This is a genomic window from Siphonobacter sp. SORGH_AS_1065 (assembly GCF_030818595.1).
GTDB lineage: Bacteria > Bacteroidota > Bacteroidia > Cytophagales > Spirosomataceae > Siphonobacter.
The window spans coordinates 2,637,475-2,649,926 of record NZ_JAUTAM010000004.1 but is presented as its reverse complement, the minus strand read 5'-3'; the positions used below and the strand labels follow the sequence as shown (position 1 = coordinate 2,649,926).

Below are 12,452 nucleotides of genomic sequence, written 5' to 3'. Positions count from 1 at the left end.
CCCAAAGTAACAAAACAGTTTACTTTGAATAGTACTATCTACTTCTTTTATTTTAAAATAGTGAGATTTAAACCTTTAATTCTATTTTAATAGTAGTCCCTTTACCTATTATAGAACTAATCTCGAAAGTTGATCCGATGGATTCAGCTCTCAATTTCATGTTTCCTAAACCTGAATGTGCGATTGCCTTTTTCGCTAATTCTTCAGGATTGAAACCTATGCCGTCATCTTGTATACGTAAATTTATTTTCCCTTTTTTTTCCGTCAGCGTAATATCAATTACGCTGGCCTTTGCATATTTCAGACTGTTATTTATCGCTTCCTGAACGATCCGATACAGATTTACTTCAATTATAGAAGACAAGCGAACGGGGAATTCCCCTGAGTTAAACCTGACTTTTATCCCACTAATTTTAGTGATCTTTTCACTCAGTAAACGTAGAGCAGAAATCAATCCAAAATCCGTTAGTACGCTAGGCATCAAATCATAAGAAATCTGCCTAACCGTTTCTATGGTTTCTAAAACTAATTCTTTAAGTACCTGATAGCTGATTTTTTCTTTATCCGTATACGAGGCATTTTGTAATAACTCTATCTGTAACCTAATTCCAGTTAATAATTGCCCGACTCCATCATGAAGTTCCTGAGCTAAACGTTTTCTTTCCTCTTCCTGACCTTCCAACAAGGCAGCAGTTCGAATAAGAGAATCAATTGAACTTGCTTCCTTTTTCATACACACACCTATTAGTTCCTAAGATAATTTCTTCTCAAATTCTACCCCTTGTGAAAAGTATTATCCGTACCATTTATTGATTGTATACTATTACTAATCCTACTTTTAATTAAACCTACCTCCACTTTATCAACCTGATTTCTACATAAGAATAATACTAATTCTCGTACAGTCTTTCGCTCCAGAAAATTACTTGTGAGCTTAAAATTATTTAACAATACTCTTAACATTTTACTGAATATATACAAAGGATTGGATTTTATCGATAAACAGTTGCAATGACTCTACCATGTACTCGGCTTTTTAGTTGATCTATGATAAAAATAAAATCACTTCAAGCACTGTATCCGTTTTTTTGCAACTTTGTAGCATGAACGTAATCAAGATTTCACTGGCTAATTTGCGGGATAAACCGCTGAGTACATTTTTAAGTACTCTATTGATGGCCCTCGGAGTTGGCCTGATTTCTTTACTACTTCTAATCAGTCAGCAATTAGAAGATAAATTCACTCGTAATCTAAAAGGAATTGATTTAGTGGTGGGTGCGAAAGGCAGTCCACTCCAAATTATCCTTTCTTCGATTTATCAAATTGATTCACCCACGGGCAATATCCCGCTTTCGGATGCTATGATGTTGGGGCGTAACCCCATGGTTAAGGAAGCCATTCCACTGGCTATGGGTGATAACTATAAATTGTTCCGAATTGTTGGAACAAATTCTAAATACTTTTCACATTTTGAAGCAAAACTAACCGAAGGGCGTCTGTTTGAGAAGCCTATGGAGGCAGTCATTGGAGCAAAAGTAGCCCGGCAAACGGGTCTGAAATTGGGCGATACTTTCGCTGGTGCTCACGGCTTTGACGAAGAAGGACACGTCCACGGTGATGCCAAATATAAGGTAGTGGGTATTGCAGCTCCTAATAATTCGGTAGTTGACAATATTATTCTGACGCCGTACGAAAGTATCTGGCAAGTACATGAAGGGCAGGAAGGAAGTCAGGGTAACGAAGTGATCAGTGAAATGATTAGTAGTCCCGGCAGCGACTCAACCGCCGACAACGAGCCCAGCCACGAAATTACTTCCCTGCTGATCAAATTTCGGAATCCGATGGGGAACGTCATTCTTCCCCGGATTATCAATGAAAATAGTAAACTTCAGGCGGCGTCACCCGCTCTGGAGATCACCCGAATGCTGGATTTACTGGGCGTTGGTGTGGATACCATTCGCTGGATGGCTCTGGTCATCATTGTCATTGCGGGAATCAGCGTTTTTGTATCCCTTTATAATTCCCTGAAAGAACGTAAATACGAAATGGCTTTGATGCTCGCCATGGGAGCCACCCGCAGCAAGCTGTTTTTGATGTTATTACTGGAAGGGATGATTATTAGTATTCTGGGGTACATCTTCGGAATCATCATGAGCCGTGTTGGGCTGGCCGTTCTTTCCGCTGGAGCCGATCAGAGTTTCCATTATAGCTTTGAAGTGCTGGCCATCTCACCTCTGGAAGGAATTCTGTTAGGAGGTGTGTTAGTACTTGGACTGCTGGCCGCTGCTCTTCCTTCTTTAAATGTGTATCGTCTGAATTTATCAAGAACTCTGGCGGAAGAATAGGATTTTACGGTTCCTCCTGCAACAGTGTTGAAAAATTTATTCTTTCAGGTAACTTTGTTTGCAGAATTTGCGTTACGATTTAAGAAGCTGAAAAACATTTCCATATCATGAATATTTTAAAGATTTTCTCTCTGTTTGTCGCTGTTGGACTCTTCGTAGCGGCAACGACCGATACAAAGGTTGCCACTGCGGCAGATCCTTCAAAGATTAGCTGGGAGAATCTGAAGGATGTGAAATTTCAGAAAAAGTGGTATCCTGAAGAGAAGATGTATATTCTCTACCCCAATTTCGGTCCCGGTGTACAGAAATTGAATAATAAAGAAGTAATCATCAAAGGTTACTTGGTTCCGGTGGACATCACTTCTAATACCTTCGTGCTTTCGGCTTACCCGAACTCGATGTGTTTCTTCTGTACAGGTACGGGTCCTGAAACAATTATGGCTCTGAAAATGAAGAAAAATCGTCGTTTTAAAGTAGATGAAGTACAAACCTTCAAGGGAACCCTCAAGCTGAACGCCAACGATATTTACGAGCTTAACTATATTCTGGAAAACGCTGAAATTTATCAGGGCGAATAATCCAGAGCATTCCTTAGTATCTTTACCCCACCCTTTCGGTGGGGTTTTCTTTTGTTCATAACGCAGGTCTTATGAAGTTTTTACGCATCATTACCAAGGTTTCTCTTGCTCTTATTATACTGATTTTAGTACTTCTATTAGCTACACTCACTACCGTTGACGAAACGCCCTATACGCAGACCGAGGCTTATCAGCAAACGCAGCAATCGCTGGAGCAGATCGATCAGCAACTGGCCCTGCAACGGCAGGATTCGACTAAAAAACAGAAGAATTTACAAGTAGGATGGGCCAAGGTAAACATTACCCCCGATCATGCGACACCGCTGGCAGGCTATGGAAATCGCCGGGGTAAAGTGTCTACTGGTGTTCGGGACTCCCTTTGGGTACGGGCCTTTGTGTTTGACAATGGAGTCTCCCGCGTGGCGATGGTTGCTTCTGATTTATTGATTATTCCCCCAACCATTGTGGCCGCGGTGCAAGCAAACTGGCCCAAGAACCTGGGTTTCCCTGCCGATCATATTTATTACGGAGCCATTCACAGCCATAACAGTGAAGGCGGGTGGCAGGGAGGCGTAGGTAGTGAGTTAATTGCGGGAAAGTATGACCCGCAGGTGGTTCAGTTCCTTGCCAAACAGATCATTACGGCCCTTACCCATGCCACGCAGCAGTTAGCTCCCACCGAAATTGGTTATGCTCAGATCAACGAACCCACCCGACTCGAAAACCGCTTAGTAGGGAATGAAGGTACCGTCGATCCATACATTCGTTTGATGAAGATGAAAAAACAGTCGGGTGAAACGGCTTTGCTGGTCACTTATGCTGCTCACGCGACACTTCTGAATGGAGATAATATGGTCATTTCGAGGGATTACCCCGGTGTGTTAGTGGATTCGCTGGAGAAAAGTACGGTTACCTTTGCCGCTTACATGGCCGGGGCCGTTGGTTCCATGCGACCCGTAGCCGAAGGGAAAGACGACGATGAAGAGTTGAATAATCAGGCCCTAGCCCTACACCGTGACATTCAGAAACAATACGATGCTATAGTTACCAGACCTGAACAAACCCTGGAGTTTGTAACCGTGCCCGTAAGTTTGCGGAAGCCTCAGCTTCAGATTGCCAAAGGCTGGAAAGTACGGCAATGGGCCTGGGATATGCTGTTCGGACTAGCAGACGCAAATATTAAAGCCCTGCGAGTAGGAAATATTGCCTTCTTAGGAATGCCTTGTGACTTCTCGGGTGAACTGGTTCCTGAACTTGAATCCGCCGGATTAACTAAAAATCTTCACGTGGTAGTAACCAGTTTCAATGGAAATTACATCGGTTATATCACACCCGACAAATACTGGACTCGCGACACCTATGAAAGTGTGGCCATGAATTGGTTTGGTCCTAACACAGGAAGCTACTTCGTCGAAACGGGGCGAAAAATTTTAATTAAACTGTGATTTAATATAAAATTAAGAAAGGACTAAGGTAATATTTATATATTAATTAGAATAATTCTAAAATAGTATGATTTTTTGGTGAAGCAGGCAAAAATGCGATTTTTGTAAGTAAAGAAAGTACAATTCTAATATCATGTAATTGACTCACATGATGTATTAACCTCGTATCGGATTTACTTATGTTATTGGCTTCCCTACCCTCAGACTTCGCACCCGTTTTGGTGCAATTCCTCGCCGCAGCCGGCTTTATTGGCATGACGATGGTAGCTACGCACCTCCTGACGGGGCGTCGGAAGACTACCAGTACAGCTCGAAAAGAAGATCCCTGGGAGTGCGGTATCCCTGTGTATGGCGATGCCCGAACGCCCATTTCTGTAAAATATTTTCTTACTGCTATTCTCTTCGTTCTCTTTGATGTAGAGATCATTTTCATGTATCCGTGGGCAGTGAATTTCCTTAAGTTCAAATCCCAGGGAATGGGCATGCTGGTGTTTGGAGAAATGATTGTGTTCATGTTACTTCTGCTGGCGGGCTTTTATTACGTAATTAAAAAAGGGGTATTAAAGTGGGATCAGGACTAACCTGCATCCTTAGATTTACTTTAATCCACATGGAAAATCATGAGCGAAAGACCGAATAATATTAAACTGGTGGATGCTCCTGACGGCTACGGCGGATCGGGTTTCTTTGCCACCTCTTTTGAAAAAGTAATTGCCCTGGCCCGTAGTAACTCACTCTGGCCGCTTCCCTTTGCTACTTCCTGCTGCGGAATTGAGTTCATGGCAACGATGGGAGCTACGTACGATCTGGCCCGTTTTGGTTCAGAACGTCCCAGCTTTTCACCCCGTCAGTCGGATATGCTGTTGGTGATGGGTACCATTGCCAAGAAAATGGCTCCCATTGTTCGGCAAACGTATATCCAGATGGCTGAGCCTCGCTGGGTTATTGCGGTAGGAGCCTGTGCTTCTTCCGGCGGTATTTTTGATACCTATTCCGTACTTCAGGGTATTGATCGGGTGGTTCCGGTGGACGTATACGTGCCGGGTTGCCCGCCCCGCCCCGAGCAAATTCTGGATGGTGTGATGCAGTTACAGGAAATCGTGAAAAACGAGCCACTGCGTCGGCGGGATTCGCCCGAATACCAGGCTTTGCTGGAATCTTACGGAATTATCAAGTAAACGAAAGGTAGGAATCTGTTCCTCTTTCTTTCATTCTTTTTGATATGCTGACTAATCAGGAAATAGCCGACGATCTGCTTTCGCAGTTTGGAGATAAGATTGCTGGATTTGAAGAGCACCACGAAATCATGAGTGTCTTTACTACGGTAGAGACGGCCAAACCCATGATTGAGTATCTTTATAAACACCCGACCTTTCAGTTTCAGTACCTGACGGATTTGGCGGGCATTCATTACCCTGATAACAAGGGCGGCGAATTAAGTGTGGTTTATCACGTTCATAGCTGGACGAATAACCACCGTCTGATGGTTCGAATCTTCGTCCCCATCGATGCTCCCGACGTACCAACCCTCGTTGACGTTTATAAATCAGCTAACTGGATGGAACGCGAAGCCTATGATTTCTTCGGAATCAATTTCGTGGGCCACCCTAACCTGATTCGAATTTTGAACATTGAGGAAATGGATTATTTCCCGATGCGTAAAGAATACCCGCTGGAAGATGCTACCCGGCAGGATAAAATCGATGCCCTTTTCGGCAGATAATGTTCAGAGACAGATGAGCGAAGATATCACCACTCAAAATACGCTTACCCAACGTAACCAGACGGCTGTGATGGGACCGCAGGTCGGTAACCTGGCCCTGAAAGACGGAGTACCCATTGTTTCGGAAGATGGTCGCGAATTAACGACGCTGAACCTCGGCCCGACGCACCCCTCTACCCACGGTATTTTCCAGAACATCCTGACCATGGATGGGGAAAAGATCGTTTCAGGCGTGCCAACGATTGGCTATATCCACCGGGCGTTTGAGAAAATTGCCGAACGCCGTCCGCTGTATCAGATTACGACGCTGACGGACCGGATGAATTACTGCTCCAGCCCAATTAATAACATGGGCTGGCACATGACGGTTGAGAAGTTACTCGGCATTGAAGTGCCCAAACGGGCTCAGTACATCCGGGTAATTATGATGGAACTCGCCCGCATTGCCGATCACCTGATCTGTAACTCCATTCTGGGCGTAGACTCAGGGGCCTTCACGGGTTTCCTTTACGTCATGCAGAAACGCGAGGAGATTTACGAGATCTACGAAGAAATGTGCGGGGCCCGTCTCACGACAAACATGGGTCGTTTTGGGGGCATGGAGCGTGACCTTTCGAAAGAAGCCATTCGTAAAATCCGGGAGTTTATTCAATCCTTCCCGCCCGTGATGCAGGAGTTTGAAAAAATGCTGAACCGGAACCGGATTTTCATTGATCGCACCGTAGGCGTTGGTCCTGTTTCGCAGGAAATGGCTTTGCAATACGGCTTCAGTGGTCCTAATCTTCGGGCTGCCGGTATTGATTATGATGTTCGGGTCATGAACCCCTACTCTTCGTATCAGGATTTTGAGTTTGATATCCCCGTAGGTTATACCGGCGATACGTATGACCGGTTCATGGTGCGTAACGGTGAAATCTGGGAAAGCTTCAAGATTATTAAACAGGCCATCGAGAATTTACCAGAAGGCCCCTTCCACGCCGATGCTCCCGAGTTTTACTTACCTCCCAAGCAGGAAGTATATCGAAACATGGAAGCCCTCATTTATCACTTCAAAATTGTGATGGGTGAAATCCCGATTCCGGTCGGCGAAGTATACCATGCGGTAGAAGGCGGTAATGGTGAGTTAGGTTTTCACCTGATTTCGGACGGTGGCCGTAGCCCTTATCGACTGAAAATGAGACGTCCCTGTTTCATTTTTTATCAGGCCTACCCCGAGATGTGTAAGGGAGTGACCCTTTCCGATGCCATTATCATCATGAGTAGTATGAACGTTATTGCTGGTGAATTAGACGCGTAAGATTATGATTGAAACCTCCGATAAACCTCGCATAGAATTTACCCCCGAGCGTCTGAAACGGGCGAAGGAACTACTTACGCATTACCCTGAAGGTCGTCAGAAATCGGCCTTACTTCCCCTACTCCATTTGTTACAGGAGCAGGAAGGCTGGACACCCACCGAAGGCATGGACTACATCGCTGAATTTCTGGGTATTCAACCCATTGAAGTATACGAGGTAGCCACTTTCTATACCATGTATCACCTCGACCCCGTAGGTAAGCATGTCATTGAATACTGCCGGACGGGGCCGTGTATGCTCATGGGAGGCGAGGAAGTCTACGCTCACCTCAAACAGAAAATCGGTGCTCAGGACGGTGAAACATCGGCGGATCAACTTTTCACCATTAAGCCCGTCGAATGTTTAGCGGCTTGCGGCTGGGGCCCCTGCTTTCAGATTCGTGAAAAATACTACACGCACCTGACCATCGAAAAAGTAGACGAAATCATTGATGAACTCAGAAAATAGTGATGTTTGGAGTTTTTCCGTTTAGGGTTTTGAGTTCATTAACTCTCAACTTTAAACACAAAACCCTAAACTCTAAACCCTACTTATGACTAGCGAGCGTCCTAAAATACTTACGGATAAAACCCATATTCCGGGAATTGAGACCTTTGACGTATACCGCAAAAACGGTGGGTATACCGCCGTGGAAAAAGCCCTGAAAACCATGACCCCCGACGAAGTGGTGGAAGAGGTGAAAAAATCGGGCGTTCGCGGTCGCGGAGGGGCAGGGTTCCCGATGGGGATGAAGTGGTCATTCCTGGCCAAACCCGAAGGCGTTCCCCGTTACCTGGTTTGTAACGGCGACGAATCCGAGCCCGGCACGTTCAAGGATCACTGGTTAATGAAAACCATTCCTCACTTGTTAATCGAAGGAATGATCGTTTCCAGTTATGCTCTGGGTGCCAATACGAGTTACATCTACGTTCGCGGGGAGTTAATGTACGTAGTTCGTATTTTGGAACAAGCCATTGCGGAAGCAAAAGCAGCCGGCTTTCTGGGTAAAAACATCCTTGGTTCCGGCTACGATCTGGAGTTGTACGTACAACCCGGTGGCGGAGCTTACATCTGTGGCGAAGAAACTGCTCTACTGGAATCGTTGGAAGGAAAACGCGGGAATCCCCGTAATAAACCTCCTTTCCCTGCCGTCAAGGGTTTATACCAATGCCCAACGGTAGTAAATAACGTAGAGTCGATTTCTACAACTTCCTGGATTGTCAACAATGGGGGCGATGCCTACGCAGCCATCGGTATTGGCCGTTCAACGGGAACAAAACTAATTTCTGCGTCCGGTCACCTAAAAAAACCCGGCGTTTATGAAATTCCTTTGGGCTTACCCGTTCAGGAATTCATCTACTCGGACGAATGGTGTGGCGGCATTCGGGATGGTCATCATTTGAAAGCCGTCGTGGCCGGAGGTTCTTCCGTCCCTATTCTTCCTGCGGCCATGTTATTAAAAACGGCCAACGGCGAAGATCGACTCATGTCTTATGAATCGCTTTCGGATGGTGGATTTGCCACGGGTACCATGATGGGTTCGGGGGGATTCATTGCCATGGACGAAACGGCATGTATCGTAAAAAATACCTGGAATTTCTCCCGCTTCTATCACCACGAATCCTGCGGACAATGTTCCCCCTGCCGTGAAGGAACCGGCTGGATGGAGAAAGTATTACACCGCATCGAACACGGTCACGGCTCCATGCACGACATTGACTTGCTGGTCGACGTAGCTAAAAAAATAGAAGGGAATACCATTTGTCCCTTAGGGGATGCGGCAGCCTGGCCCGTAGCCTCGGCGATTCGCCACTTCCGGGATGAGTTCGAATGGCATATTACCCATCCTCAGGAAGCCACTCGCCCCGGAGCCATCTATAAAGGACACATGGAACTGGTTTAATGAGTGAATTTTGAATGATAGAATGATTGAATAACTCATTCTATCTCAATCTAATAATGATGAATACATAGAACGTGACTGGTGATTTAGATTCACTCATTCTATCATTCACTCATTCAAAATTGTAATAGACATGAAAGTTACGATTGATAATATTACGATTGAGGTTGAACCTGGAACTACCATTCTTCAGGCGGCTCGTAAAATTGGCCCGGAGGTAGCCCCGCCTGCCATGTGTTATTACGAGCCCTTGAAAGCTTCGGGAGGTAAATGCCGGGCCTGTCTGGTGAAGGTCACGGCGGGTTCTGAAAAAGACCCTCGTCCGATGCCCAAGCTGGTTCCTTCCTGCATCACGCAGGTTCAGGATGGCATGATCGTTGAAAATACGATTAACGAACAGGTGCTGGAGACTCGTAAAGGAATTGTTGAGTTCCTGTTGCTTAACCACCCGCTCGATTGCCCCATTTGCGATCAAGCGGGCGAATGCCATTTGCAGGATTTTTCCTTCCAGCATGGGGTGCAGCAAACCCGTTACGAAGAGGAACGCCGCACGTTCGAGAAACAGGATCTAGGTCCGAATATTCAGCTACACATGACCCGGTGCATCCTTTGCTACCGTTGTGTGTTTACGGCCGATCAGATTACGGGCAAACGCGTTCATGGCGTACTAAACCGGGGCGATCACGCGGAGATTTCAACGTATATCGAAAAAGCCATTGATAATGATTTTTCGGGGAATGTTATTGACGTTTGTCCGGTAGGTGCCCTAACTGATAAAACGTATCGCTTCAAAAATCGGGTCTGGTTTACTAAACCTGTGGATGCTCACTGCGATTGCGAGAAATGCTCGGGTAAAGTCACGCTCTGGTATCGCGGTGACGAAGTAATCCGGGTAACGGCTCGGAAGAATCAGTGGGGTGAAGTACTGGACTTTATTTGCAACACCTGCCGCTTTGAACGTAAAAATACAGCGGACTGGACCATTGAAGGTCCAACCAAAGTAGCCCGCCATTCGGTCATATCAGCGAATAAATACGGAGCGAATAAGATTGTTCCCGAGTTTGCCCGCCGACTGGCCGCCTCGCAGTATAAAGACGTACACGAAGGTCGGGACACCAGTCAGTTAACGATCAAACAGTTACCCGAAGAACGGTTCAAGCAACTCATTCCACCCGCCGGCGAATCAGCCGTAGCAGGCATCCGTTCTATCCAAAACTGGGCAGAAGACAAGTAAGATGTTTTGAGTTGAGGGTTTTGAGTTACCAGTAGCATTTCACAACTGAATAAACGCAAAACTCCAAACTAAAAACTCTAAACTCCAAACCTAAATACTGATGGACATATTCTGGATTAAAGCAATTATTGTTCTGGTCATCTTTGGGCTTTCGCTCGTGGTGGCGATGTACTCTACCTGGGCCGAACGGAAAGTAGCCGGGTATATGCAGGATCGGCCCGGTCCGAACCGAGCTGGATGGGGCGGCTTATTACAACCGCTGGCCGATGCTGGAAAAATGTTCTTCAAAGAAGACTTCATTCCCGCTCAGGCCAATAAATGGCTTTTCATCGCTGGCCCCTGTCTGGCGATGCTCACGGCTTTATTATCTTCTGCCGTTGTTCCCTTTGGCGATACCATCATCGTGGGTTCAGACGAAGTACAGGTGCAGGGCATTGAGGTTAATATTGGAATTCTCTGGGTTTTCGGAATCGTTTCGCTGGGCGTTTACGGCGTAATGGTCGGAGGCTGGGCTTCCAATAACAAATTCTCCCTGCTTGGTGCCATTCGTGCGGCTTCTCAAAACATTAGCTATGAGTTGGCTATGGGTTTGTCCCTCATTGCAATCATCATGATGACGGGCAGTCTGTCGGTGCGTGACATTATCAATACCCAGCACGGCGGTTCCTGGAATTTGTTGTATCAGCCACTGGGCTTCATCATTTTCCTGACCTGTGCCTTTGCGGAATGTAACCGTACGCCCTTCGACTTACCCGAATGCGAGGCCGAATTGATTGGGGGGTATCACACCGAATATTCGTCGATGAAACTGGGTTTCTATCTCTTCGCCGAATACATCAACATGTTCGTGTCCTCCTGCGTGGTTTCAGCCCTTTACTTTGGCGGATTTAATTATCCCTTCATGGACAAAGTAGCGGAAGCTTTAGGTACTGATGCTACAGGGCATAACATTGCCACGGCCATTGGCTTCGGCGTGTTCTTTGCCAAAGCTCTGTTCTTCGTTTTCTTCTTCATGTGGGTTCGCTGGACCCTGCCCCGTTTCCGTTACGATCAGTTAATGAATCTGGGCTGGAAGAGTTTGATTCCCTTAGCGATTCTAAACATCGTTGTTACCGGCATTGGGCTTATGTTCGAAATCCGCTGGTTTAGCTGGGTAGCCGTTATTTTAATTGTTGGCGTAGCCCTTGTTCAGGCTGCCCTGAAACCCAAAGCCGCCCGAGGCATCCTCGAAGCCGCTCCCGTAAGATAAGATGAGTTTAGCGTTTTGGGTTTAGGGTTTTAAGTTTTGTACTCTGAAATCCAACTCAAAACCCTAAACTCCAAACTCAAAACTCCAATGCAATTAACCAATAGATCCAAGAAAATTGACAAGAGCGAGATGTCGCTGGCGGAGCGGATGTATCTTCCGGCGATTGCCAGTGGGATGGCTATTACACTCAAGCACTTTTTCAAGAAAAAACCGACGATTAACTACCCCGAGCAAAAGCGTTACCTCGGCCCCGTTTTTCGCGGACATCATATTCTGAAAAAAGATGAAGCCGGTCGGGAACGCTGTACGGCCTGCGGACTTTGTGCCGTAGCCTGCCCAGCCGAAGCTATTTCGATGGTAGCTGCCGAACGTAAATCAGGGGAAGAGCATCTGTATCGGGAAGAGAAATACGCCGCTGTGTATGAGATTAACATGCTGCGTTGTATCTTCTGCGGTTTCTGCGAAGAAGCCTGTCCCAAACAGGCTATTTACCTTCGCCACGATGAGTTTGTCCCCGTTTTCATGTCACGTGACGAGGTGATTTACGGCAAGGACAAGCTCGTAGAAAACATGGATAAACGTTACCTCCGCGAAGGCTGGAAGTAATGAATCCAGATTTGCTTTTTCAAAACTGACCT

Annotated in this window: 13 protein-coding genes; 12 read left to right on the top strand and 1 reads right to left on the bottom strand. The window is 46.1% G+C overall.

Annotation, left to right across the window (positions count from 1 at the left end):
- Nucleotides 1-67: 67 nt before the first annotated feature.
- Nucleotides 68-733 (bottom strand): sensor histidine kinase, encoded by a 666-nt coding sequence (locus tag QE390_RS11710; RefSeq protein WP_307142266.1) that lies wholly within the window; start codon nucleotides 731-733, stop codon nucleotides 68-70.
- 370 nt (nucleotides 734-1,103) lie between these two features.
- On the opposite strand from QE390_RS11710, the gene QE390_RS11705 reads away from it, so the two are divergent.
- The 12 genes from QE390_RS11705 (at nucleotide 1,104) to QE390_RS11650 (ending at nucleotide 12,420) form a co-directional block, all read left to right on the top strand.
- Nucleotides 1,104-2,345 carry an ABC transporter permease gene (locus QE390_RS11705; RefSeq protein WP_106638485.1) on the top strand — a complete coding sequence of 414 codons (1,242 nt, stop codon included), beginning with the start codon at nucleotides 1,104-1,106 and terminating at the stop codon, nucleotides 2,343-2,345.
- A gap of 107 nt (nucleotides 2,346-2,452) precedes the next feature.
- A complete protein-coding gene (locus QE390_RS11700) occupies nucleotides 2,453-2,923 on the top strand; it encodes a DUF3299 domain-containing protein (protein WP_106638486.1) in 471 nt (156 codons plus the stop codon).
- 71 nt (nucleotides 2,924-2,994) lie between these two features.
- Nucleotides 2,995-4,368, top strand: a complete 1,374-nt coding sequence (locus QE390_RS11695) for a neutral/alkaline non-lysosomal ceramidase N-terminal domain-containing protein (RefSeq protein ID WP_307142265.1) — start codon at nucleotides 2,995-2,997, stop codon at nucleotides 4,366-4,368.
- 179 nt (nucleotides 4,369-4,547) lie between these two features.
- Entirely contained in the window at nucleotides 4,548-4,949 is a 402-nt protein-coding gene (locus tag QE390_RS11690; RefSeq protein ID WP_106638488.1) for an NADH-quinone oxidoreductase subunit A, read from the top strand.
- Nucleotides 4,950-4,988: 39 nt separating this feature from the next.
- On the top strand, nucleotides 4,989-5,546 hold the full coding sequence (locus QE390_RS11685) for an NADH-quinone oxidoreductase subunit B (RefSeq protein ID WP_106638489.1): 558 nt from the start codon (nucleotides 4,989-4,991) through the stop codon (nucleotides 5,544-5,546).
- A 44-nt stretch (nucleotides 5,547-5,590) separates the two neighbouring features.
- Nucleotides 5,591-6,091 (top strand): NADH-quinone oxidoreductase subunit C, encoded by a 501-nt coding sequence (locus tag QE390_RS11680; protein WP_106638490.1) that lies wholly within the window; start codon nucleotides 5,591-5,593, stop codon nucleotides 6,089-6,091.
- A gap of 13 nt (nucleotides 6,092-6,104) precedes the next feature.
- On the top strand, nucleotides 6,105-7,388 hold the full coding sequence (nuoD, locus tag QE390_RS11675) for an NADH dehydrogenase (quinone) subunit D (RefSeq protein ID WP_232793861.1): 1,284 nt from the start codon (nucleotides 6,105-6,107) through the stop codon (nucleotides 7,386-7,388).
- A 4-nt stretch (nucleotides 7,389-7,392) separates the two neighbouring features.
- Nucleotides 7,393-7,896 (top strand): NAD(P)H-dependent oxidoreductase subunit E, encoded by a 504-nt coding sequence (gene nuoE, locus QE390_RS11670; RefSeq protein WP_307142264.1) that lies wholly within the window; start codon nucleotides 7,393-7,395, stop codon nucleotides 7,894-7,896.
- Nucleotides 7,897-7,981: 85 nt separating this feature from the next.
- Nucleotides 7,982-9,331, top strand: coding sequence for an NADH-quinone oxidoreductase subunit NuoF (gene nuoF, locus QE390_RS11665; protein WP_307142263.1), 1,350 nt, complete (start codon nucleotides 7,982-7,984; stop codon nucleotides 9,329-9,331).
- Nucleotides 9,332-9,464: 133 nt separating this feature from the next.
- On the top strand, nucleotides 9,465-10,565 hold the full coding sequence (locus QE390_RS11660) for a 2Fe-2S iron-sulfur cluster-binding protein (protein WP_307142262.1): 1,101 nt from the start codon (nucleotides 9,465-9,467) through the stop codon (nucleotides 10,563-10,565).
- A gap of 100 nt (nucleotides 10,566-10,665) precedes the next feature.
- A complete protein-coding gene (nuoH, locus tag QE390_RS11655) occupies nucleotides 10,666-11,814 on the top strand; it encodes an NADH-quinone oxidoreductase subunit NuoH (RefSeq protein ID WP_106638494.1) in 1,149 nt (382 codons plus the stop codon).
- Nucleotides 11,815-11,901: 87 nt separating this feature from the next.
- Nucleotides 11,902-12,420: an NADH-quinone oxidoreductase subunit I gene (locus QE390_RS11650; protein ID WP_307142261.1), complete on the top strand. Its 519-nt coding sequence runs from the start codon at nucleotides 11,902-11,904 to the stop codon at nucleotides 12,418-12,420.
- Nucleotides 12,421-12,452 lie beyond the last annotated feature (32 nt).

Bases quoted from the DNA above. Each gene is read 5' to 3' on its own strand.
- QE390_RS11710 (WP_307142266.1), bottom strand. From the start codon at position 733: ATGAAAAAGGAAGCAAGTTCAATTGATTCTCTTATTCGAACTGCTGCC.
- QE390_RS11705 (WP_106638485.1), top strand. From the start codon at position 1,104: ATGAACGTAATCAAGATTTCACTGGCTAATTTGCGGGATAAACCGCTG.
- QE390_RS11700 (WP_106638486.1), top strand. From the start codon at position 2,453: ATGAATATTTTAAAGATTTTCTCTCTGTTTGTCGCTGTTGGACTCTTC.
- QE390_RS11695 (WP_307142265.1), top strand. From the start codon at position 2,995: ATGAAGTTTTTACGCATCATTACCAAGGTTTCTCTTGCTCTTATTATA.
- QE390_RS11690 (WP_106638488.1), top strand. From the start codon at position 4,548: ATGTTATTGGCTTCCCTACCCTCAGACTTCGCACCCGTTTTGGTGCAA.
- QE390_RS11685 (WP_106638489.1), top strand. From the start codon at position 4,989: ATGAGCGAAAGACCGAATAATATTAAACTGGTGGATGCTCCTGACGGC.
- QE390_RS11680 (WP_106638490.1), top strand. From the start codon at position 5,591: ATGCTGACTAATCAGGAAATAGCCGACGATCTGCTTTCGCAGTTTGGA.
- nuoD (WP_232793861.1), top strand. From the start codon at position 6,105: ATGAGCGAAGATATCACCACTCAAAATACGCTTACCCAACGTAACCAG.
- nuoE (WP_307142264.1), top strand. From the start codon at position 7,393: ATGATTGAAACCTCCGATAAACCTCGCATAGAATTTACCCCCGAGCGT.
- nuoF (WP_307142263.1), top strand. From the start codon at position 7,982: ATGACTAGCGAGCGTCCTAAAATACTTACGGATAAAACCCATATTCCG.
- QE390_RS11660 (WP_307142262.1), top strand. From the start codon at position 9,465: ATGAAAGTTACGATTGATAATATTACGATTGAGGTTGAACCTGGAACT.
- nuoH (WP_106638494.1), top strand. From the start codon at position 10,666: ATGGACATATTCTGGATTAAAGCAATTATTGTTCTGGTCATCTTTGGG.
- QE390_RS11650 (WP_307142261.1), top strand. From the start codon at position 11,902: ATGCAATTAACCAATAGATCCAAGAAAATTGACAAGAGCGAGATGTCG.